The sequence below is a fragment of the Trichodesmium erythraeum IMS101 genome, assembly GCF_000014265.1.
GTDB lineage: Bacteria > Cyanobacteriota > Cyanobacteriia > Cyanobacteriales > Microcoleaceae > Trichodesmium > Trichodesmium erythraeum.
In genome coordinates this window covers 4600001-4621708 of the sequence record NC_008312.1, presented here as the reverse complement: position 1 = coordinate 4621708, position 21708 = coordinate 4600001, and the positions used below count along the sequence as shown (strand labels likewise).

Annotated in this window: 12 protein-coding genes, 2 tRNA genes, 2 rRNA genes and 1 pseudogene (1 of these 17 running past the window's edge); 13 read left to right on the top strand and 4 right to left on the bottom strand. The window is 36.8% G+C overall.

Annotation, left to right across the window (positions count from 1 at the left end; all coding sequences use genetic code 11):
* The first annotated feature begins 58 nt into the window (after positions 1–58).
* The 6 genes from TERY_RS14265 to TERY_RS14240 all read left to right on the top strand — a co-directional run bounded on the left by TERY_RS14265 (position 59) and on the right by TERY_RS14240 (position 9462).
* Complete coding sequence (locus tag TERY_RS14265) at positions 59–1144, top strand: D-alanine--D-alanine ligase (RefSeq protein ID WP_011612484.1); 1086 nt, start codon at positions 59–61, stop codon at positions 1142–1144.
* A 527-nt stretch (positions 1145–1671) separates the two neighbouring features.
* A complete protein-coding gene (locus tag TERY_RS14260) occupies positions 1672–2640 on the top strand; it encodes an NAD(P)-dependent oxidoreductase (protein WP_044136829.1) in 969 nt (322 codons plus the stop codon).
* A 107-nt stretch (positions 2641–2747) separates the two neighbouring features.
* Positions 2748–6743, top strand: a complete 3996-nt coding sequence (locus TERY_RS14255; protein ID WP_011612482.1) for an amino acid adenylation domain-containing protein — start codon at positions 2748–2750, stop codon at positions 6741–6743.
* A 316-nt stretch (positions 6744–7059) separates the two neighbouring features.
* Positions 7060–7515, top strand: a complete 456-nt coding sequence (locus TERY_RS14250; protein WP_011612481.1) for a hypothetical protein — start codon at positions 7060–7062, stop codon at positions 7513–7515.
* A 194-nt stretch (positions 7516–7709) separates the two neighbouring features.
* Positions 7710–7841 (top strand): hypothetical protein, encoded by a 132-nt coding sequence (locus TERY_RS37005; protein ID WP_370495506.1) that lies wholly within the window; start codon positions 7710–7712, stop codon positions 7839–7841.
* Positions 7842–8424: 583 nt separating this feature from the next.
* Positions 8425–9462 (top strand): methyltransferase, encoded by a 1038-nt coding sequence (locus TERY_RS14240; protein WP_011612480.1) that lies wholly within the window; start codon positions 8425–8427, stop codon positions 9460–9462.
* Positions 9463–10839: 1377 nt separating this feature from the next.
* Here the strand turns inward: TERY_RS14240 and TERY_RS14235 are convergent.
* The gene (locus TERY_RS14235) at positions 10840–11718 is read right to left on the bottom strand and encodes a fructosamine kinase family protein (RefSeq protein ID WP_011612479.1); all 879 of its coding nucleotides are present in this window, start codon (positions 11716–11718) and stop codon (positions 10840–10842) included.
* 1370 nt (positions 11719–13088) lie between these two features.
* On the opposite strand from TERY_RS14235, the gene TERY_RS35140 reads away from it, so the two are divergent.
* Entirely contained in the window at positions 13089–13247 is a 159-nt protein-coding gene (locus TERY_RS35140) for a hypothetical protein (RefSeq protein WP_196797046.1), read from the top strand.
* A gap of 1 nt (position 13248) precedes the next feature.
* Here TERY_RS35140 and TERY_RS30735 read toward each other — a convergent pair.
* A pseudogene (locus TERY_RS30735) lies at positions 13249–13939 on the bottom strand (IS1 family transposase).
* A gap of 299 nt (positions 13940–14238) precedes the next feature.
* Positions 14239–14361 (bottom strand): hypothetical protein, encoded by a 123-nt coding sequence (locus TERY_RS37000; protein ID WP_370495505.1) that lies wholly within the window; start codon positions 14359–14361, stop codon positions 14239–14241.
* Positions 14362–14633: 272 nt separating this feature from the next.
* On the opposite strand from TERY_RS37000, the gene TERY_RS14230 reads away from it, so the two are divergent.
* Positions 14634–15167 carry a caspase family protein gene (locus TERY_RS14230; protein WP_011612478.1) on the top strand — a complete coding sequence of 178 codons (534 nt, stop codon included), beginning with the start codon at positions 14634–14636 and terminating at the stop codon, positions 15165–15167.
* 381 nt (positions 15168–15548) lie between these two features.
* Here the strand turns inward: TERY_RS14230 and TERY_RS36995 are convergent, their stop codons facing one another.
* Positions 15549–15671, bottom strand: coding sequence for a hypothetical protein (locus TERY_RS36995; RefSeq protein WP_370495504.1), 123 nt, complete (start codon positions 15669–15671; stop codon positions 15549–15551).
* Between the two features lie 1051 nt (positions 15672–16722).
* On the opposite strand from TERY_RS36995, the gene TERY_RS36990 reads away from it, so the two are divergent.
* The 5 genes from TERY_RS36990 to TERY_RS14205 all read left to right on the top strand — a co-directional run.
* Entirely contained in the window at positions 16723–16848 is a 126-nt protein-coding gene (locus TERY_RS36990) for a hypothetical protein (RefSeq protein ID WP_370495503.1), read from the top strand.
* A gap of 1495 nt (positions 16849–18343) precedes the next feature.
* Positions 18344–19831, top strand: a 16S ribosomal RNA gene (locus tag TERY_RS14220).
* Between the two features lie 130 nt (positions 19832–19961).
* Positions 19962–20035 (top strand) — tRNA-Ile (locus tag TERY_RS14215).
* Positions 20036–20049: 14 nt separating this feature from the next.
* Positions 20050–20122 (top strand) — tRNA-Ala (locus TERY_RS14210).
* Positions 20123–20300: 178 nt separating this feature from the next.
* Positions 20301–21708, top strand: a 23S ribosomal RNA gene (locus tag TERY_RS14205); it runs 1473 nt beyond the window's last position.
* Together the 16S and 23S rRNA genes with 2 tRNA genes alongside form the textbook arrangement of a ribosomal RNA operon.

Here is a 21708-nt window from a genome sequence, read left to right as displayed (position 1 = left end):
AAGCGGATAACTGTTAGTATTTAATTAGTCAAAAAATATAAAATAAAAATAATTAGTAATGAAATTAGAAGAAATTAATCAAAATCAACACTCATCCTTAGCCACAATGAATAGATTACAAGTCTTGCACCTGGCAGGTTCCCGTGTTTCCGAATTCTACTACAACCTATCAATACTCTATGCCAAAGAAGTAGTGCAACCAGTTGGAGTCAGCAGTTATTATGCAGTAGTACATCCTGATGGTCTTTGGCAGTTGGGAGCTTCTTTAGATTCATTATCAGAAAAGATGTTACTTCAGGACATGATTCTGCAACTACCTCAAATTGATGTTGTAGTTCCCCACATGTTCTGCTTTCTTGGTATGACCAGTTTCCGAGCATTTTTTGAGGATATGCTTAATCTACCTTTAGTGGGGTCACCATCCTATTGTACGGCACTAGCAACTAACAAAGCTCAGACGCGGAATGTTGTTTCGGCATCTGGGGTACAAGTAGCTAAAGCGCAGCAACTACGGCGGGGAGAAACTTTAACAATGAAGCCTCCTTTTGTTGTGAAACCAACTTCGGAAGACAATTCTTTGGGCGTAACATTGGTGTGGGATGAATCTCAGATAGAAGCAGCCTTGGATAAGGGGTTTGAATTAGAGGATAAATTGTTGGTTGAGGATTATATTCCTGGAAGGGAATTGCGTGTAGCTGTGGTAGAGCGCAAGGGTGAGTTGCAAGTTTTACCTATGATAGAATATTTAGTCACAGAGGAACATCCTATCAGAACTGTAAATGATAAGTTGGTACTTCAATCTGACGGAACTCCTGAAAAGCAACCTGAGAAACCTATAGCCAAGCCAATTTGTCCGGCGAATGTTACTCCAGAGTTATTTGAGAAACTAGCGAATGCAGCTAAAAGTGCTCATATTGCATTGGGGTGTCGCGATTATTCTTTGTATGATTTCCGGGTACATACTAACACCAATGAACCATATTTCCTGGAAGCAGGCTTATTCTGGACTTTTGGGAAAATTGCTATGATTTCGCGGATGCTTCAAGCAGATGGAGAAAGTCTGGAGGATGTAGCTCTAGAGTTGTGGAGTGCAGCAGCAGGAAGAACTCGCGTAGCTTGTGGTTCTTTGTTTAAGTGGAATTAAAGAAGCATACCAAGGATTTTATGAATTTTTGAGACAGCTTGAGTAGATGGGACTTGTTGGCTGGGAAAAAACTCTCTAAAGTAGATAGAAAAACCTTTTCAGTCAATACATGAAACATAAAACATCTATCTTTGTAGGTGAAATTCCTTCTGCCTTGTTGTTGGGTTAATAGTGTAGACCATACGGTAGAAACTGGAAATTAATCCGTATGGTATAATTCAAAAGTTGCGGTAGTTGATAGGTTTTTCCCATTTTCTTATAACAGTTGTCATGACTGTTAGATTCCTAAATTATCAAATATAGTCCGTGCTGCGAATTTAACTTCTGACTCCTGAATTTAGCTATAAAACCTAGCACCTACTAACTACTAATACCAAATTAGATTCATAAAAAGCTCGTTTTTCCGAAGCCTTCTGACTCTTTTGCCTAAAGCTTCCTGACCTTTTAACCCTTCTGCCTCCTGCCAGAAAGCATAAGTGTTTTACTCTTTTAATAAATCTTCTATGTACACCGGACTTAATATAAATATGTCACCAAGTAAAAATACTTCAGAAACAAACCCCCCACTTAATTATCCCACGCTCGGTATCATTGGTTGTGGAAATATTGGAGGGCGACAAGCAGCTAATTTTATTGCCCAGGGTTACCCAGTTTATGTCTACGATATAAATTTAGATAGAATGACAGAGTTAGAGTCTTTAGGCGCTCATATTACCCATAGTTGTGCTGAACTTGCTACCTATTCAGATGTAATTTTTACTTCTCTACCTACTCCTGCTGATGTTGTTAGGGCTGTACTAGAGGGTGACGGCAACCTGAGTCAAGGGTTGCGATCGCGAAGTATTTATATAGATATAACCACTAATTCTCCAGAAACAATATTCAAACTCAGCAAAGCTATGGAAGAACTGGGGGTTGAGATGTTAGACGCTCCTTTTAATGATTGCCCTGAAGGTGCAAAAAGCGATGGAGGTATGGGTTTAGCTGTTATGGCAAGTGGTTCTAGGAAAACTTTTGAGAGAGTTGAACCTATCCTCCAACTGATGGCAGATCGCGTTATCTATTGTGGGACCTTAGGGAATGGGACTCGATGTAAGCTGATCCATAATGCGGTAAACGCAGTTGCTGTTCAAGCAGTTACAGAAGGAATTACATTGGGTTTAGCTCAGGGAATTCCCCTAGAAACTATTTGGGATGCTTTACGCTTCGGTGCTTTTGGTCAGAACGCTGGAGATATTCATGGCTTGCCTCACTATTGGTTTTCCCGACGTTGTGATGACTTGTCTCAGCATCCTGACTTTACTGTTAAGTTACTACATAAAGATTTGCAACTAGCTCTAGAGATGGCTAGTCAGCAAAATATATCTGTTCCCCAGTTCAGCTTGACAGTAAAAGATTATGAAGAAGCAGTGCGCAGGGGGTTTTCTGATTATTCTACTACTAAAGTTCGATGCTTGCAAGAAGAGCAAGCTAGAGTAATGGCTAAAACTACTTAGCGATCGCTCCTAAGATAAAGTCTTAATTAGTTACCTGTAATAAAATTTTTTTTCTCTTTCAAGTTTATATTTCTTCATTTACTCCCCTATTCCCTATTATATAAACGATGAATTATCAAGGTATTTCTACTTTAATATCTCCTTCTACCTCTCACATACAGCAAGCAAATTGGTTTCTGTATAAGTTCAACCCAACGGGTCTAGCAGATAAAATATCTATAGCAATTCAGATGGTAAATTCTGTAGATATTCCAACTGTTAAAAATACACTACAAATATTAATGAAACGTCATTCTATTCTCCGTAGTGTATATTCTGAAAAAGATGGAAATATTATTTCCCAGATTCGGGAAAATGTGGAGATTGACTGGGAAAAAATAGATGCTTATTCCTGGAATAATATCGAATTAAATGAACAATTGTCCGCTCGAATGAGGCTTCCTTTTAATCTGGAAACTGGTGGAGTATTTCGTGCTTGTTTATTTTGTATTTCGGCAACAGAAAATATTTTATTGTTGACTCTGCATCAAATAGCAGGCGATCGCTATTCCATATCAATATTAGTGGATGAATTTGTAACTATTTACGAGTCAAAAATTAATAATACTAACTCAAATTTAATCCCAATAAATACGAATTATGTTAATTATATCAATGAAGAATTAGAATTTATAAATAGTTCAGAAGGAAAACAAATTGGTGATTATTGGCAGGAAAAGTTAGGGGGTGAATTACCCATCCTAGAATTACCAACAAATTTTTCTCGCCCGAGTATTAGAACTTATAATGGTACTGCTCTAAAGTCAACTATAAACTTCCAATTAAATCAGAAAATTCAACAACTCGCAAAAACACTAGAAGTCAAAAAGGAAGAGATAATATTAGCAGTATTTAAAGTTCTACTTTACCGCTACACAGGAGAAGAAGATATTCTGGTTGGTTTATTACAAAGCCGAGAAAATCAACCATTATTTGAACAAGTAGTTGGCAATTTTACTAATATTACAGTTCTCAGAAATTTAATCTCAGGAAACATTAAGTTTACAGATTTTTTGAATCAAGTTAGCAAAAATATATTTGAAGTTGAGAATTATCAAAATTACCCTTATTCTTTGCTTATAAAACAATTAAAATCTGCTAATTTGAGTCACTATCCAATCTGTCAGGTTGCTTTTAGTTATCATAAATTTCATAAATTATTTGAGGCAAAAGAACTAGAATTAGAATATTATGAACTTCCACAACAAAAAGTAGACTTTGAACTAAATTTAGAAATCATAGAATTACCTGAATCTCTGTTAGCTAACTTTAAATATAATAGTGATGTATTAGAGGCTCAAACTGTTGCTCAAATTGCCGAACATTTCCAGAATTTACTAACAGCAGTTGTCGAAAATCCTGAGACACCAGTGGGTAAATTATCAATGCTGAGTGAAAGGGAAAAACAGAAAATATTAATAGCATGGAATGAAACAAAAACAGATTATCCTCAAGACATATCTATTCATCAGTTATTTGAGAGTCAAGTAGAGAAAACCCCAGATGCAATAGCAGTAGTTTTTGAGTCAGAAAAGCTGACTTACTCCGAGTTAAATAATAAAGCAAATCAACTCGCTCACTATTTACAAAAATTGGGAGTAAAACCAAAAGCACACTTAGGCATTTGTGTGGAACGATCTCTCTCAATGGTTATCGGTATATTAGGAATTCTCAAAGCAGGAGCAGCTTATGTCCCCCTAGATTCTAGCTACCCCTCAGAACGTTTGGCTTATATGATTTCTGATGCACAAGTGTCAGTGTTACTCACCCAGGAATCATTATTGACATCCTTGCCTAAACATCAAGCACAAGTTGTTTGTTTAGATAGAGACTGGAAAGGGATCAAGGAATTTTCTACCGTAAATTTGAGCAGTGGAGTCACCCCAGAAAATCTAGGTTACATCATCTATACCTCGGGTTCCACAGGTAAACCCAAGGGAGTTGCCATGAGTCAACGCGCTTTAGTTAACTTGATTATGTGGCAGCAAGAAGAAGCAACTGTAGGTCAAGGGGCCAAAACATTACAGTTTACTCCTATTAGTTTTGACGTATCCTTCCAAGAAATTTTTTCAACCTGGTATTCAGGAGGCACTCTGGTTTTAGTTTCTCAAGAAGTAAGACGTGATAGTTTTGCTTTGATGGCATTCATGGTTGAGAGTCAGATAGAGAGAATATTTCTTCCTTTTGTAGCTTTACAGCAGTTAGCTACAGTTGCTCCTCAATGTCAAGTTTTACCCCCATTCTGTGAAATTGTGACAGCAGGAGAACAATTGCAGGTTACTCCAGACCTAGTGGCATTAATGAACCGACTTCCTAACTGTAAAGTCCAAAATCAATATGGACCCTCAGAAAGCCATGTTGTTTCTGCTTACACTTTACAGGGCGCTGCTACGAATTGGCCAAAACTACCTCCTATTGGTCGTCCTATTGCTAACAATCAACTTTATATTTTCAACACAGATTTACAGCCAATTCCCATCGGCGTTTCTGGAGAACTGTATATTGGTGGAGTCGGTGTGGCCAATGGTTATCTTAACCGCCCAGACTTAACTGTAGAAAAATTTATTACTATAGAAGGGAACAAGGAACAGGGAATAGGGAACAGGTTGTATAAAACTGGAGATTTAGCTCGTTATCTATCTGATGGGAACATCGAGTTTTTAGGTCGCATTGATAACCAAGTGAAAATTAGGGGTTTCCGCATAGAAATTGGAGAAATTGAAACTACTCTCAGTCAACACCCTATAGTCAAAGAAACGGTAGTATTATTGAGAGAAGATAAACCTGGTAATAAACTTTTAGTCGCGTATATTGTGCCTGAAACTGAAGGTGCTCAGAATGTTGTCCCCCAATTAAAACAATATCTGAAAGAAAAATTGGCGGAATATATGGTGCCTTCAGCTTTTGTGGTGTTGTCGAAACTACCCTTAACTCCCAGTGGGAAAGTTAACCGTCGCGCTCTACCTGCACCTGATATTTCTAGTTTTAGTCAGAGCGATAATTTTGTGGCTCCGCGCGATCGCATAGAGCAACAATTAGCACAAATGTGGTCAGAAATTCTAAATATTCATCCAGTAGGAGTTAAAAGTAATTTCTTTGAATTAGGAGGCCATTCTCTCTTAGCAATTAATTTAATGGCCAAAATCCAGGAGAGCTTTGGCCAACAACTACCTTTATCTACTCTATTCACCAACCGGACAATTGAAGATTTAGGCCGTTTAATTCGAGGAGAAAGTCAAGTTAGTTCTTCTTCTATAGTTCCCCTGCAAACTCAGGGAAATAAACAACCATTTTTTTGCATACATCCTGCCGGAGGTCATGTATTTTATTATCATGATTTATCCCATTATTTGGGGAATAATCAACCATTTTATGGGATACAAGCACAGGGATTTAATGAAGGGGAAAAAATCTTCACAAATGTGGAAGATATGGCTGAATTTTATGTCCAAACTCTACTAGAATTTCAACCAGATGGTCCTTATCAAATTGGCGGTTGGTCTTTTGGAGGAGTTGTTGCTTTTGAGATGGGACAGCAGTTACTTCAGCAAGGTAAAGAAGTTAGCTTATTGGCTTTGTTAGACCCTTGGGTTCCCATTTTATTAGACCCTAATAAAAAAATTGATAATTTGTATATGAAGGGTGTATTAAGTCGCTACTTTGGAGGTATGTTTGGTATAACTGATTTAGTTACCGAAGATGAATTATTAGGTTTAAAATCAGAAGAACAAATAGAGTTTATAATTGATAAGGCAGAGAAATTAAAGTTATTTCCCAAGGAAGCTACTCGGGAACAAAACCGACGCTTTATTGATGTAATAATTGGCACTTTGAAGGCAACTTATACTTATAAACGTCATCCTTATCCAGGAAAAGTAACGGTTTTTCGGGCGCAAGAAAAGCATCCCCATGGCATAGATCCCCAATTAGTCTGGGTAGAAATGTATGCTATTTTAGATGTAGCTGATATAGAGGTAGTTATGGTTCCTGGTAATCATTTTACATTTATAAAAGAATCAAATAATAAAGTATTAGCAGAATGTTTGAGTGAGCATTTAAAGTAGGCAAGCATTTCCTACGGAATGCTGGCAAACAGTAGTCAGCTATCAGCTAGCCTCCTGGGTCGGAACTTCCTCCAGGTCGGGATTAGTTCTTAATTCATTATCACAGTTCCAGGAGGAATTAGTCTCCAAAAAGTGAAATCTGAATGAAATTGGTCGCGACTTTAACCTTACTATTTTATTACCTTCAAAAGTTGAAGACTTATTAAAGTAGTAAAATTATGTCCGGTTTAATAATTAGATTTTCGTGGATGTTGGCATAAGGCAGAAGTTTTTTTGCCATTCTTTTAACTGATAACTGATAACTGAATAAGAAATTATGCCTGACAGTAAATTCACCTTAGATGAACTTCAACAAAAATTCAATATAATATTGACAGGCAACAAAGGAAAATTTAACAACTTACCAGAAGTTGCTCCTAGTCAATTTATTCTTGAAGCCTTAGATGAATATTTACCCTTAGCAGTGGCAATTGGTTCTGAAAAAGCTCGTTCTGAATTAATAGTTGCACCAATCTTAGTGGCAATTAAAAAACATTTAAACAAACAGATAAGTTTATTTTCTGGCATTGAGTTTAATGTTGACATAGAACTTGGATTAAATAGTTTTGGCGATTTTATTATTAGCAATTCAACCCAACAATTTTTCATAGAATCGCCAGTTATTGTCTTAGTAGAAGCTAAAAACAATAATCTCAAATCTGGTTTGGCTCAATGCATGGCAGAAATGGTTGCTGCTCAAATTTTCAACCAACGTCAAGATAACGAGGAATGAAAAAATTTATGGAGTTATTACTACTGGAACTGTTTGGCAATTTTTAGAGTTAGAAGGTGAAGCAGTAGTATTAGATTTACAGGAATATTCTGTTGAAAACTTACCAAAAATTTGAGGAATATTGACCAGTTTTGTTAGTTAGTAATTATGAAATTAGAAACAATTAGTCAAACTCAACCTACCGAGTCTAAATTATGAGTATTGTACCAGGAAAGTTCTTAACTCTTGAACCTGAAAAGCTAGCAGTGAAATTTGCCTGTCGTGTTAATATCATACCAGATAGGGAAAAATCTGTGATGCAGGGAAGCGGGCACACATATCTTTAGGCTGTCGCGAATTCTTCCTGTATGATTTTCGAGTACATGCTGAAAACAATAAGCCATGTATGTTGAAGACACTTTTGCTTAGTTTTTTCAGCAAAATAGGCATGATTTCCCCAATGTTCCAGAGGATAGTCAAAGTTTGTCGGAACTAGCATTAGATTTATGGTGTGTTGCCGCATTGCGACAAACTCATGTGTCTAGTAGTATAAATTTCAGTACATTCAATCATATCAATGACTTAAGTAATTAAGTAGAATTAATTGCACATACTTTACTATAATAATATTAAATAGTTATGCATAATTAATTACACATACTTTTCATATCAGAGGTATATATTATATATGAAAACTAGGTAGTTAGTTGTGCATAAGCAGTTACTATAGAATAGTTTTAAATAGCTTAATAGATTGTTATTTAGGTTTTAATAATATAAATTAAATATGTTATTTAACAAAAAAAAATCAATAATAGAATATTATCTCATTTTTTTTACTTGGGATTAGCAATCTAAAAATAGTGATTAATATTACAAAAAAAAAGACTAAGCTGCTGTTTAAAACATTCAAATATTTAGAGGTTAATTATGTTAGGAAAAGCATCAGAATCTAAGAAAAAAATTTACCAAATAATCTACGGTTACTGGCAAAGTCAGTGCGTTTATACTGCCACAAATTTAGGTATCCCAAATTTACTACATTATGGACCGCAAACTGTTGAAATAATAGCAGAAAAAACTGGAACAAAATCAGAAAAACTTTATGTTGTACTGCGTGCTTTAGCTCATTTAGGAATATTTGTAGAAAAGCCAGGCCGTGTTTTTGCTGCTACAGAATTATCAGAACTTTTAATGACAGATGATTCCCCATCTATAGGTCATTTTTTAATGCACATTACAGAGCCCAATATGTGGGATAGTTGGCGAGAATTAGAAAGTGGTTTAAAGACTGGAGAAGTACCTTTTAAAATAGCTAAAGGACAGGATTTTTACACTTCTTATATGACAGAAAATCCTCAGAGCAAGAATTTGTTTAATAATGCTATGAGTTTCTTAACTGCTGAAGCTGTCGATCCATTATTTGAAGTTTATAATTTTAGTCGTTTTAAAACAGTGATGGATATAGGAGGAAATCAAGGAACATTAATCGCTAATATTGTTAAAAAGTTTGGTTGTCAAGGAATTTTATTTGATTTACCCCATGAGGTAGAAACTGCTCCTAATAATATCTCTAAATATGGAGTTCTTGACTCAGTAAAAATCATAGGTGGTAGTGCTTTAGAATCTTTACCAAAGGGTGCTGATGCGATTATAATGAAGTATTTTTTATCAGTATTTAATCAGGAAGATTCAATTAAAGTGTTGACTAACTGTCGGGAAGCTCTCCCTCAAGATGGTAGGGTAATACTTTTACAAACTTTAGTTCCTTCTTTGGGAGCGCCTGTAGAATATCCCGATGGCACAATACCTGCTTTGGCAGCAGTGCAAATGATGATTACTAACCCAGGGGGATACTGGCGCACAGAGGAGGAATACAAAAATTTGTTTGCAGCTAGCGGTTTTAAACTAGAACAAGTGGTTTATACTGGTACCAGTCTTACGGTTATGGAGTTTAGTCCCTGTTAAAGTAGCACTCAGTGGTATAGTTGCAGTCAGTAGGGACGAGTAGACAGTAATGGTAAGTTTGCAGCGCGGACTAAATTTGAGAACGGTGAGAATTTACTGATAATAATAGCGACTGTTATAAATTCCTACTAGGGTGTCTAGACTAAAATTATGAGTAATTTTAGTGCTGGCTTTCCTTAAGATATTTTCTACTACCCTTCTCCTTCCATAAAAGGGGAGAGCTTCTCTCCCTTGGATCTGTCTCTTTGAAAGCTATGCTTTATAAATATTTTTACTTAACATATAAAACTTGACAAATTCTTGACAAAAGCTAAAAAGTAAAATGTTACTTTTAAAGTTAGTAAATTTTTGAACAAGGGAATACTCCTACCCAACAAAGAACTAAAAGCTATCAAAATAAAGAGCTGGTCGTAAATTAAGCGACATTAAAAAATGGACATCTTTGTTTTTACAGTGCTGAGAGCAAGCAGGCTTCGAGCCTCCAAAAAGCATCTTGTCGTCAAACAGCAAGACAATACCCGCAACAGCCGTCACTTTTATCAGTGATGCTATACAAATTCAACAAAGTACATAGTTTTGAGTAAGTTAAATGTTGCACCCGCTACTACTTAACTTGACATCCTCCCAGACAGTTAAGCTCAGGGAGACTTCTAAGGAGGGTGAGCTTCTTCGGTGAGTTGACGTTTTGTTAGCGCAAAGATCCATGCAGGTCACTGCACCCACCCCAAGCAAGCCCCAAGAGGGGTGGCTAAAGAAGAACTAAGATCACGTCTGAAGAATTATTTATAGTGATCCAACAAAACCTTCGGATGCTCTCTATCTTCTCAATTTATATAGAAACCGAAAAGGTTTTTGAATAAAAATAGTTAAGAGTTGGCTCCCCATGGCGAACCGCCAGAGTCGCATGAAGTTAAGTGTGAAGATCGTCAAAATTGTCATGCACTATATATAGTGTATTTGTATAAGTCCTGACATAGTTTTCTATCATTACCGCAAGTAAACATTTATGCAAGGTAATTCAATTGCACTGGGTCATTTTTTCATTAATTTATATCCCTTGATACAAGTATTTAATCCCCACTTATAAGCATGACGTTAGCGAAGCTGTTCATCAGCAAACCACTCCTGCGTATTTGGCAAGTATTGTTTTTTGGTAATTGTTAATTTTTAACTTGGTCTTAATTAATTTCATTTTGACTGGTAAGCCATAGAAAAAAAAGTCTTTAGATAATTATTAAAGATGATTAAAATATATGACAGCATATAATCAGTAGATTTGTAAAATTTCTTAATAATTGGATAACTTAGTCCAATTATTCGGCTTTAGTAGTTAGCCCCACCTCTAACTATACAATAACTATTCAACCGGATTTGATATTAGACCCAATTTTTTGCTAAAAGTTGCTGAATCATTATTTCTGCTTGAGAAGCATAACCACCACCAAATAAATTAAAATGATTCAATATATGATATAGATTATAAAGGGCTTTGCGGTGTTTGTAACCGTTATCTAAAGGCCAAGCTTCATTATAACCACGATAAAAAGCAGTAGGAAAACCACCAAACAATTCTGTCATCGCCAGATCAACTTCGCGATCGCCCCAATAAGTTGCCGGATCAAAAATTATCGGTTCCCCATCCACTGTAAATGAAGCATTTCCACCCCACAAGTCACCATGAACTAGAGAAGGTTGTGGTTGATGACCTGCTAATAATTCTGGAATAATTTTCAGCAGGCGATCACCACCACTAAAACTAACACCCCTACCCTTTGCTAACTTAAGCTGATAACCAATGCGATGTTGTACCCAAAATTCTGCCCAGTCTCCACACCAGCTATTAATCTGAGGTGTAGAACCAATAGTATTATTATGAGCCCAACCAAATTCGCTCTTTCCTTGATGACGGTGCAAAGCAGCTAAGTTCTGCCCCATATTTTCCCAAGATTTATCGTTACCGCGATCGCCTAACTCTAACCATTCCAATACTATATAACAATTATTTCCTTCTGTTCCATAACAAAAAGGTTTAGGAACTCGAATAGTCTGAGTTTCCCACATTTCCTCTAACCCTAATGCTTCTGCTCGAAACATTTCCACTAGGGAAGCTTGATTAATTTTGACAAAATAGCTACGAGTGCCATCAGTCAGTTTATAAGCAGTATTGATGCAACCTCCTCCAACTAAACAATGGTCAGTAACTTCAAAATTTTCGACCGTTACTTGCGTGATATGTTCAGCGATTTTTTTCCACATAATATATAAGTATTAACTTTGATAAAAAAAACTGATTGATTTTTACCAGATGTCTATTTAATATTATTTTAGGTGAGAACATCTTACAATTATACCATATTCGGATAATCACAGGATTTTTTATTAACAATTGAATACTAAAAAAGTATATTATTTTAGGGAAAGTATTAAATACCCTACTATACTAAGATGTATCTCCCATAAACATGGTTTCTTATACCAATTTCATTAACTTAGCTTACACGGCTTTACTTAATTTGTTTATATCATTTCATTACCTTAGTATTATGTGTAGCTATACTTAAAAAAATTTATATTATAATAATATACTCACAAATATATTTTTAATAACCTATCAAATTTCAAACATACTTATTTTCTTTCTGTAGTTTACCTTTGCAAAAACCTTTATATTTACAGTATCTTTCATGATTAGTAGACTACAAATAGTGAGACTTTCTATAAAAAATCCCTTACAGAATAATCATTTTTTTTACTATTCATTTACAAACAGCTAAAATATAAGTAGTGGTGTAGAAGTAGTAATTTTTGCAGTTAGACTCCTGAGAGTCAAAGGGATTTACTTAGAAATATCACTATATCTACAGGACTACCAAGATATATCGTTTCTCAATCCTACTCCCTACTCCAAATTTTTTTCATAAAAAAAATATAAATTACTCAAACAAGGGTTGCTTTTTTTGGATAAGAGTATTAATATACAAATTAATATATAAATTAACTAAGCAACAGTGAAACTTATTAAAAAAAAATGATTTTAATTTATAAGGATGAATTATAATATTTAAATATAGGTCTTGATTTAAAATACTTCATTTAATCTTAGAGCTATTAAGGTTGCTAGTACCACAAATTCGTTATTTATCAGCTATGCATAATCTATACAATTAATATAATATTACTGAAAAATCAAAAGCATTTTGTTGGTAAATCTGTTGGCTACAGGGGATTGGCATCCCCTGTTTTTTTCTTATTAAATTTAACCATAAGACCCTACTTTAAGAGTTTTCTGTTGCTTTGATGGTATCTTATACTTTAATGGGACAGATAAATGGACATTCTCCCATGCCTAAAGTCTTATTAATTCCTACTAAATCTGAGATTTCTCACTGTTTTACATTTTGCACTTAGCGCAGGCTCAGTGCTCGGTCAGCTTGCTTTAAAGTAGGTTACATAGCATCAGTATCCGTTTTTTGTTTCGGACTGAACCTGTAGAATTTATTTATTCACACCTATATTAACATATATTCTTAATAATAGTTAGTTTTTCACTAAGAGTATAATCTTCCTCAATAAAGTGCCTCTTTACTTCTTTCTTGTGAGTTTAAAAATTAAGATAACTATTAAGGTTGCAACTGATAACTAAAGTAACAGAATCTATTTCTTGGCAACAACGCTATCTAAATTTTATTGACCATATTATAGAAATTACTCTTCAAGGTAAAATTCACTTGAAAGGACAAGTATATCAAATGCTTGTTAAAAGAATTAGGGCGTTGGTGAGTTAAGCTATGAACGATAAGGAATAGGAATATCTTTTAAAGATAATGAATAAGTAAACCGACAGAATACTTAAACATTTCCACTGACTTGTGACTTACACAAACTTTTTCCGTGTAGCCTAGCTAAATAGTGCCTAACTCTTGTATTTTCTCCTTCGACTCTGGTCATATACGTTTTACTAATAATCTGATCTCCATCTGAGATCAACTGTAGATATACTTTTCATCCATCAGCTCACATAGAAATCACAATTCCACTTTTCTACCTGTGCCCATAAGGGTTCAAAGGTTTCTGTACTATGCTCTCCAATTACCCACTCTAAAAGATCTCTGTTAAAATGATTTACAGCGCTCCATATCCAAATCTTGTTTCTTTAAAAGTCTCCAGTTCATCTAGTTCTCCTACCTGTGGAGTCCTAAGGTGGAGAATAACTATTAGATAATAACTCACCCACTTATTTAATCCAATTGATTATGGTAGCATGCTATTTTTTTTGACAAAGAGCACTCGCTCTTTACCCCATTCCATTAACATACATTGTTAAACATTCATGTTAAAATTTATCATAATAACCCTGCTCTAATTGATAATTATCAATGAATTGGCGATAACAATTAACACAGATGTAGTTTTGTTTCCCTTGTCAATATATTCCGTTTTTGCGGATATGATCAGATTTACATTCTCGACATTCCATGATTTGAGACTATAGAATCAAAACTTATTTTAATAATACATTAATTCATATCTTGATTCACCAACGCCAAATTTTTTAATAACTTTTTCTAGCAGTTCTGGCATTTTTTTTTACTCTTCAATATCTGTTAGGTTTTGTTTAATATTTACTGGACGAGGTACCTTAAATTTAGCCTTTAAGTGATAATAAACATATTAAGTATGGTAGATTAATATCACATACTGCTTTTAACCATTTTTGTATTTCATTATAACTATTAAAACTCTCTAATTCTTCTAGTTTAGTTCTAAATTTATTTTCTAATATGGGTGATATTTTTCTCGGTCTACCAACAATTTATTGTTCAATAAACCTTCTATTTCCAATTTTCTGTAGGTAGCAAACCATCGTGATACAATTGTACGATTACATCCTAATAACATTGATATCTATTCAATATATCTTCTGCTCCTATTAAGAGGCAATATAATGTCTGTACTTTTGAAGAGAGAAACAATTGCTGTCTGTCAGGATAATATTTATTGAAGTTATTGGGCCAATTCCAGAATATCTAGCTTAACAAGACACACTATATTATTTACTGTTTTCATGTACATTAAAGTATAGCATTGTTTTTGAGAAATAGTATAACTTTCTCTAAGAGAAGAATAAAGGTAAATGTACTTTACTTTTTTCCAAAAGCCCAGTTAACGCTTTGACTGATCAAGAACTCAAAGCAGTCAAGCTCGACCTTTCAACAGTTCACTTTATCCTGACACGTTTAGAACAAGGAAGTTGTAGAACTGATAGACCAGCACTAATAAACGAGTGTAATAGACGGGCACATTTTGAAGAAAAATTACGTAATGTCCTATATGCCTGGGATATTAAGGATCAATTAGTTTTTTACTTTTCAGGACATGAAGATATTCGGAAAAATCATTTATATTGTCTAAAAATAGGATTAAAAGATTCTCATTGGTATCCCTTTAATAATTTAATGAATGACGTAAGTGCGGAAGAGTTTCAACGTGCTATTCTTGTTCTCGATACTTGGCATAATAGTGCAATAATTCCAGGAATTAAGAACTCAAATGATAGTATTTCTAATATAAAAGAAAGTATGGAAAATTCCAAAATTCCTAAAGTAATTGCTATGATCACTTCGTCTCAAAAAGCTCAAAAGAGTCATGAACTATCATATAGATCTTATAGTGTATTCACTGACCTTTTTTGTAATCCTATTTAAACGAGTCTGGATGAAAATGGTACAAATTACGGGCATATTTATATTAAACAGATTTTTGAATATATTAATAAAAATTTACAGACAGATAAACAATACTCAAATTTTAAATTTAAACAACCCTCAGATTTCTATATAGATAAAGTTGAAGCTGAAGAAAAAATCTAGGTTGCAAAATGAAAAAGATCGAAAATTATATTCAGCTCTTTTCGTTTCAGTTTTTTCTTGGGAATTTTTATGTTGATAAATTCCTTCTGTAGTCCTTGAAACCCTAAATCTATATGAATTGTCACTTTATACTTGACAAAATCTACCAATTTATCTGCCTCCAGTTGCCGTTTGTCACGAACCTTATCCTCTCTAATTCGATAGAACTAGGACTCTTCACTCCCGATCTGTGAGGATTAGATGTTGACGGATTAGACGCTTTTTTTTACCTGAGTAATGACCTTTCTGTTTCTGTTGGTCTTGAGGAAGTTGAATGGGTCGTTCTGTCCGATCAATCATTACTTCCATAACAGATAGAAATCTAGTTATGAACTCCTCTATGGTTTCTAATTTACGTTCTGGTAAGGCCCTGCCTTCGGCTCAATTGCGGTCTAGGTTAAACAATAATTCGGCCACCTCAAAGTTAGGGTAGCATTTAAAGTAGAACAATATGAAAAATAGCTTGTCTTGAGGCTCTAACAATCCGGCTTTTCGTCCTCCTCCTATGGTCCGTAATCCTTATTTTTGCATTGTGGCGATCGCTACCAACTTAAGTTGGACACAAAAAGCTTCTAATAATTCAAGGTAAGAAAATAAAAAAACAATGCTCACCGTTAAATAAATGTCGGTGAAAATCTTTAGCCAGCGATCAAGCGCGATCGGGAATGGGAACTACTCGACCCTCTGTTATTGAAACCTATCTCAACGAGGCCCTAAACCAGATCCTAAACGAGGGAAAAATAGTAAATGGTATATTTTATATCCTTTACTCTGCTTGTTATTAGCTTTCTTTTCCTCACAATCTACTATCTTGGCAAACTGTGTCAACAAAATTTCGTAAATGGCAACAACATGGTGTTTGGGAAGAAATCAACCATACTCTACGACGAGAGACAAGAGTTCAAGAAACACGACATCCATAACCTACAGCAGTAGTTGTTGATTCTCAATCAGTAAAAACAACAGCAAAAAGGGAGAGGTATATGGCTATGATGGTGGTAAAAAAGTAAAAGGTCGTAAACATCATATCTTGGTTGATACTTAAGGATTATTACTAGGAGTAGTAGTAACTGAAGCAAATATGGGATAACGGTTAGGGGCTAAAGCACATGTCTAGGAACAGACTGAAAATATTCCAATATGAGATAACGGTTAGGGGCCAAAGCACATGTCTAGGAACAGGCTGAAAATATTCCAAAAGGACAAATTAGTTTGGTTTGATTCTGGTTATAGAGGACCGAAATTTGCTATGGCGATCGCAGACCTGATTTCAGCACGAGTGAAATAGTCAACGATAATAGTCAATAATTTGAAGTCTTAACTAGACCATGGGTGGTAAGAGAACTTTTGCATGGCTATTTCAAAACTGATGTTTAGCTATGGATTACAACTACCAGAGATAAGTGAAGCTCTGATTTACACTGCGATGATTACACTGATGTTACGAAGGCTTGATACTAAAACAGATTGTTCTTAAGATTTATTTTACAAATAGTCTCTTAATGTCATCTGGCAAAAATTCCAAAAAATTATATTGCTTGGACTATGTTGGTCTAGAATCATTTGAAAAAAATAGCTTACATTCATTCTAGGGAAAACTATTTATCAGCTCAAACATCAATTATTATCTAAGTATCTAGTATCTGAACTTAAAGATCCTGCAATTAAAATGACAGCTATTTAAGTTTTTCTAAATAGACAAATCCTGAACGATAGCTGAAAAAAATTATAGCGAACACTAAATTTTCTATACACTATATGTGTATTTGTGTAAGTAATGAGACTGCTTAAAATCAGCAAATCCGTGAAATAGCCATAATTTTAAGCCATTGCTAGATTTTCTATACTTTATAAATAGTATCTTTATATAAGTCCTGATATAATTACACTTTAAGGTTTTTTTCTTGAGTCTAAATACTTACTCAAGTTTCCCTTTATTAATGCACTACAAAATGTAGGTTTTACTGTCCAGATATAAAATAATTATCAAAAATAAAGAATACAGATAATGGCCATACTTAATTCCTAAATTACTCAAATTTTCTGGACTTAAGTATTACATTTTGTTTTATTTATGTATTATTTAAAATGTCTAGGTTGATAGCTCAACTTTATGGAGTAATTATTAAGACTCGAAAAAGGTTATGCTTAATAAATAGATATTGTAGATCAAGTAGAAAACCTAATTTGTGAATCTTAAAGAATCCCATCTTGTTTTTTAGATAATAAAAAAATATATAAAATATTACTTTGATTTATTAAATTTGAATTAGGAATGAGAATTCAATAAAGTCCAATAAGAATCAAAGTAGAATAAAGCCCAGATTTTTTGTTGAAAGAGCTTTGAGCAAGTGGATTTTAGGCCATTTAACTTGTGTACATAATAAAACTCTTATTCCTTAGCTTCTGAAATATGGCCTAGTATATCAAATAAATTTGACCTAATATAATAGCCAATTACTAGATTTTTGTACCAATGGAGGATTAAAACAAGAAACTGTGATGGTTATAATTAGGTAAGAAAATCTCAAATGAGTTCTACAAAACATTAAGGATCTAAAAATAATATATATCCAAAAGTTGAAATAAAAAATGGACATTTTGTCGAATGATTTTTATTGCCGCCAATTTTTTTTATAATTTTCTAAACGCTAAAAGCAATACTATTCAAAGTGTTTAGACTTTATAGTACAACAATTAAATCCTGTTTCCCGAAAAAAAATGAGAAAAGGGGTTGACAGTTCCTGATAGAGTTGCTACCTTAGTAAATGCGCAGGTGAGAGAGACAAAAACCTCAATCCAACGCCTGAACCTAGAAAACTTCATAGTTTGAAAGTTGAAAAGCACTATTATTCATAGTCCTTGTTATAAAAATAATTAACCAGAGTTTAGAAGTAAAATTCTGAATTCAAAGATACAAAAAAACCTCTTAGTCAATAGACAAAGAGAAAAAACAGAGAATCAAACCAAACATCATGGAGAGTTTGATCCTGGCTCAGGATGAACGCTGGCGGTCTGCTTAACACATGCAAGTCGAACGGACTCTTCGGAGTTAGTGGCGGACGGGTGAGTAACGCGTGAGAATCTGCCTTCAGGTCTGGGACAACAGAAGGAAACTTCTGCTAATCCCGGATGAGCCTTAGGGTAAAAGATAAATTGCCTGGAGATGAGCTCGCGTCTGATTAGCTAGTTGGTGTGGTAAAAGCATACCAAGGCAACGATCAGTAGCTGGTCTGAGAGGATGAGCAGCCACACTGGGACTGAGACACGGCCCAGACTCCTACGGGAGGCAGCAGTGGGGAATTTTCCGCAATGGGCGAAAGCCTGACGGAGCAAGACCGCGTGGGGGAGGAAGGCTCTAGGGTTGTAAACCCCTTTTCTTTGGGAAGAAGATCTGACGGTACCAAAGGAATCAGCCTCGGCTAACTCCGTGCCAGCAGCCGCGGTAATACGGAGGAGGCAAGCGTTATCCGGAATGATTGGGCGTAAAGCGTCCGTAGATGGCCATGTAAGTCTGCTGTCAAAACCCAGGGCTCAACTCTGGTCAGGCAGTGGAAACTACAAAGCTAGAGTTTGGTAGGGGCAAAGGGAATTCCCGGTGTAGCGGTGAAATGCGTAGATATCGGGAAGAACATCGGTGGCGAAAGCGCTTTGCTAGACCAAAACTGACATTGAGGGACGAAAGCTAGGGGAGCGAATGGGATTAGATACCCCAGTAGTCCTAGCCGTAAACGATGGATACTAGGTGTTGCCTGTATCGACCCAGGCAGTGCCGTAGCTAACGCGTTAAGTATCCCGCCTGGGGAGTACGCACGCAAGTGTGAAACTCAAAGGAATTGACGGGGGCCCGCACAAGCGGTGGAGTATGTGGTTTAATTCGATGCAACGCGAAGAACCTTACCAGGACTTGACATGTCGCGAATCTAATGGAAACATGAGAGTGCCTTCGGGAGCGCGAACACAGGTGGTGCATGGCTGTCGTCAGCTCGTGTCGTGAGATGTTGGGTTAAGTCCCGCAACGAGCGCAACCCTCGTCTTTAGTTGCCATCATTAAGTTGGGCACTCTGAAGAGACTGCCGGTGACAAACCGGAGGAAGGTGGGGATGACGTCAAGTCAGCATGCCCCTTACGTCCTGGGCTACACACGTACTACAATGGTTGGGACAGAGGGTAGCGAACCCGAGAGGGGAAGCCAATCCCCAAAACCCAGTCTCAGTTCAGATTGCAGGCTGCAACTCGCCTGCATGAAGGAGGAATCGCTAGTAATCGCAGGTCAGCATACTGCGGTGAATCCGTTCCCGGGCCTTGTACACACCGCCCGTCACACCATGGAAGTTGGCCACGCCCGAAGTCATTACTCTAACCCGAAAGGGAGGGGGATGCCGAAGGTAGGGCTGATGACTGGGGTGAAGTCGTAACAAGGTAGCCGTACCGGAAGGTGTGGCTGGATCACCTCCTTTAAAGGGAGACCAACCGGATCAATACAGTAAGATTAAAAATAGTGTTGTGAAGGTCAAACCCTGGTCGAGCAAGGATAAATAAAAAAAGTAGTAAAGTAAACTTTCAAACTAGAGTTAAGGTTCGATAAATGGGCTATTAGCTCAGGTGGTTAGAGCGCACCCCTGATAAGGGTGAGGTCCCTGGTTCAAGTCCAGGATAGCCCACCTAAGAAGGGTAAGGGGGTATAGCTCAGTTGGTAGAGCGCTGCCTTTGCAAGGCAGAAGTCAGCGGTTCGAGTCCGCTTACCTCCAGGAATAAAAAAGGTAGAAATCAGCAACAAGACCTGAATAAAGCAAGTCATGCTGCTGGTATTCTTAAATACCAGTAAGAACCTTGAAAACTGCATAGTCAAAAAAAGTCAAAGTAACTGAACCAGAGGTTAAGTAAAACCTTAAAAAAAACCTAGTTCAGGTGTAGAAAGAAAAAAGTGGTCAAGTTATAAAGGGCTGACGGTGGATACCTAGGTACACAGAGGCGAAGAAGGACGTGGTTACCTACGAAAAGTTCCGGGGAGTTGGAAGCAAGCATTGAGCCGGAAATATCCGAATGGGGCAACCCAAAAACGACAGGCTGAATATATAGGCCTGCACGAGCGAACCCAGCCAACTGAAACATCTTAGTAGCTGGAGGAAGAGAAAGCAAAAGCGATTTCCAATGTAGCGGTGAGCGAAATGGAAACAGCCTAAACCATGTGTAATTACATGTGGGGTAGTGGGACAACCATTAGGAATAGAATAAAGTTAGATGAAACAGCGGAATACTGTACCAGAGAAGGTGAAAGTCCTGTAGTCAAAAACTAAATTTGATTCCGGTTGTATCCCGAGTAGCATGGGGCACGTGAAATCCCGTGTGAATCAGCGAGGACCACCTCGTAAGGCTAAATACTCCTGTGTGACCGATAGTGAACCAGTACCGCGAGGGAAAGGTGAAAAGAACCCCGGAAGGGGAGTGAAATAGAATATGAAACCGTCAGCTTACAAGCAATGGGAGCTCGATTTAACGAGTGACCGTGTGCCTGTTGAAGCATGAGCCGGCGAGTTATAGGCTGTGGCTGGTTAAGACCAGAAAGGTTGAAGCCAAAGAGAAAGCGAGTCTGAAGAGGGCGTAAAGTCACAGTTTATAGACCCGAACCCGGGTGATCTAACCATGTCCAGGATGAAGCTTGGGTAACACCAAGTGAAGGTCCGAACCGACCGATGTTGAAAAATCGGCGGATGAGGTGTGGTTAGGGGTGAAATGCCAATCGAACCCGGAGCTAGCTGGTTCTCCCCGAAATGTGTTGAGGCGCAGCGGTAAGAGAAAAAGTCTGGGGGTAAAGCACTGTTTCGGTGCGGGCTGCGAGAGCGGTACCAAATCGAGACAAACTCAGAATACCAGATGGAAATCTTACCAGTGAGACGGTGGGGGATAAGCTTCATCGTCGAAAGGGAAACAGCCCAGACCACCAGCTAAGGTCCCCAAATTATCACTAAGTGAGAAAGGAGGTTGGAGTGCATAGACAACCAGGAGGTTGGCTTAGAAGCAGCCACCCTTAAAAGAGTGCGTAATAGCTCACTGGTCAAGGACTCTGGCGCCGAAAATGAACGGGGCTAAGTGATATACCGAAGCTGTGGAATACTAAAAGTATTGGTAGGGGAGCGTTCCGTATTAGTACGAAGCAGTAGCGAAAGCAGTTGTGGACGAAACGGAAGTGAGAATGTCGGCTTGAGTAGCGAAAATATGTGTGAGAATCACATACCCCGAAACCCTAAGGGTTCCTCCGGACGGCTCGTCCGCGGAGGGTGAGTCAGGACCTAAGGCGAGGCCAAAAGGCGTAGTCGATGGACAACGGGTAAAA

Bases quoted from the DNA above. Each gene is read 5' to 3' on its own strand.
- TERY_RS14265 (WP_011612484.1), top strand. From the start codon at position 59: ATGAAATTAGAAGAAATTAATCAAAATCAACACTCATCCTTAGCCACA.
- TERY_RS14260 (WP_044136829.1), top strand. From the start codon at position 1,672: ATGTCACCAAGTAAAAATACTTCAGAAACAAACCCCCCACTTAATTAT.
- TERY_RS14255 (WP_011612482.1), top strand. From the start codon at position 2,748: ATGAATTATCAAGGTATTTCTACTTTAATATCTCCTTCTACCTCTCAC.
- TERY_RS14250 (WP_011612481.1), top strand. From the start codon at position 7,060: ATGCCTGACAGTAAATTCACCTTAGATGAACTTCAACAAAAATTCAAT.
- TERY_RS37005 (WP_370495506.1), top strand. From the start codon at position 7,710: ATGAGTATTGTACCAGGAAAGTTCTTAACTCTTGAACCTGAAAAGCTA.
- TERY_RS14240 (WP_011612480.1), top strand. From the start codon at position 8,425: ATGTTAGGAAAAGCATCAGAATCTAAGAAAAAAATTTACCAAATAATC.
- TERY_RS14235 (WP_011612479.1), bottom strand. From the start codon at position 11,718: ATGTGGAAAAAAATCGCTGAACATATCACGCAAGTAACGGTCGAAAAT.
- TERY_RS37000 (WP_370495505.1), bottom strand. From the start codon at position 14,361: ATGTTATTAGGATGTAATCGTACAATTGTATCACGATGGTTTGCTACC.
- TERY_RS36995 (WP_370495504.1), bottom strand. From the start codon at position 15,671: ATGATTGATCGGACAGAACGACCCATTCAACTTCCTCAAGACCAACAG.
- TERY_RS36990 (WP_370495503.1), top strand. From the start codon at position 16,723: ATGGCTATTTCAAAACTGATGTTTAGCTATGGATTACAACTACCAGAG.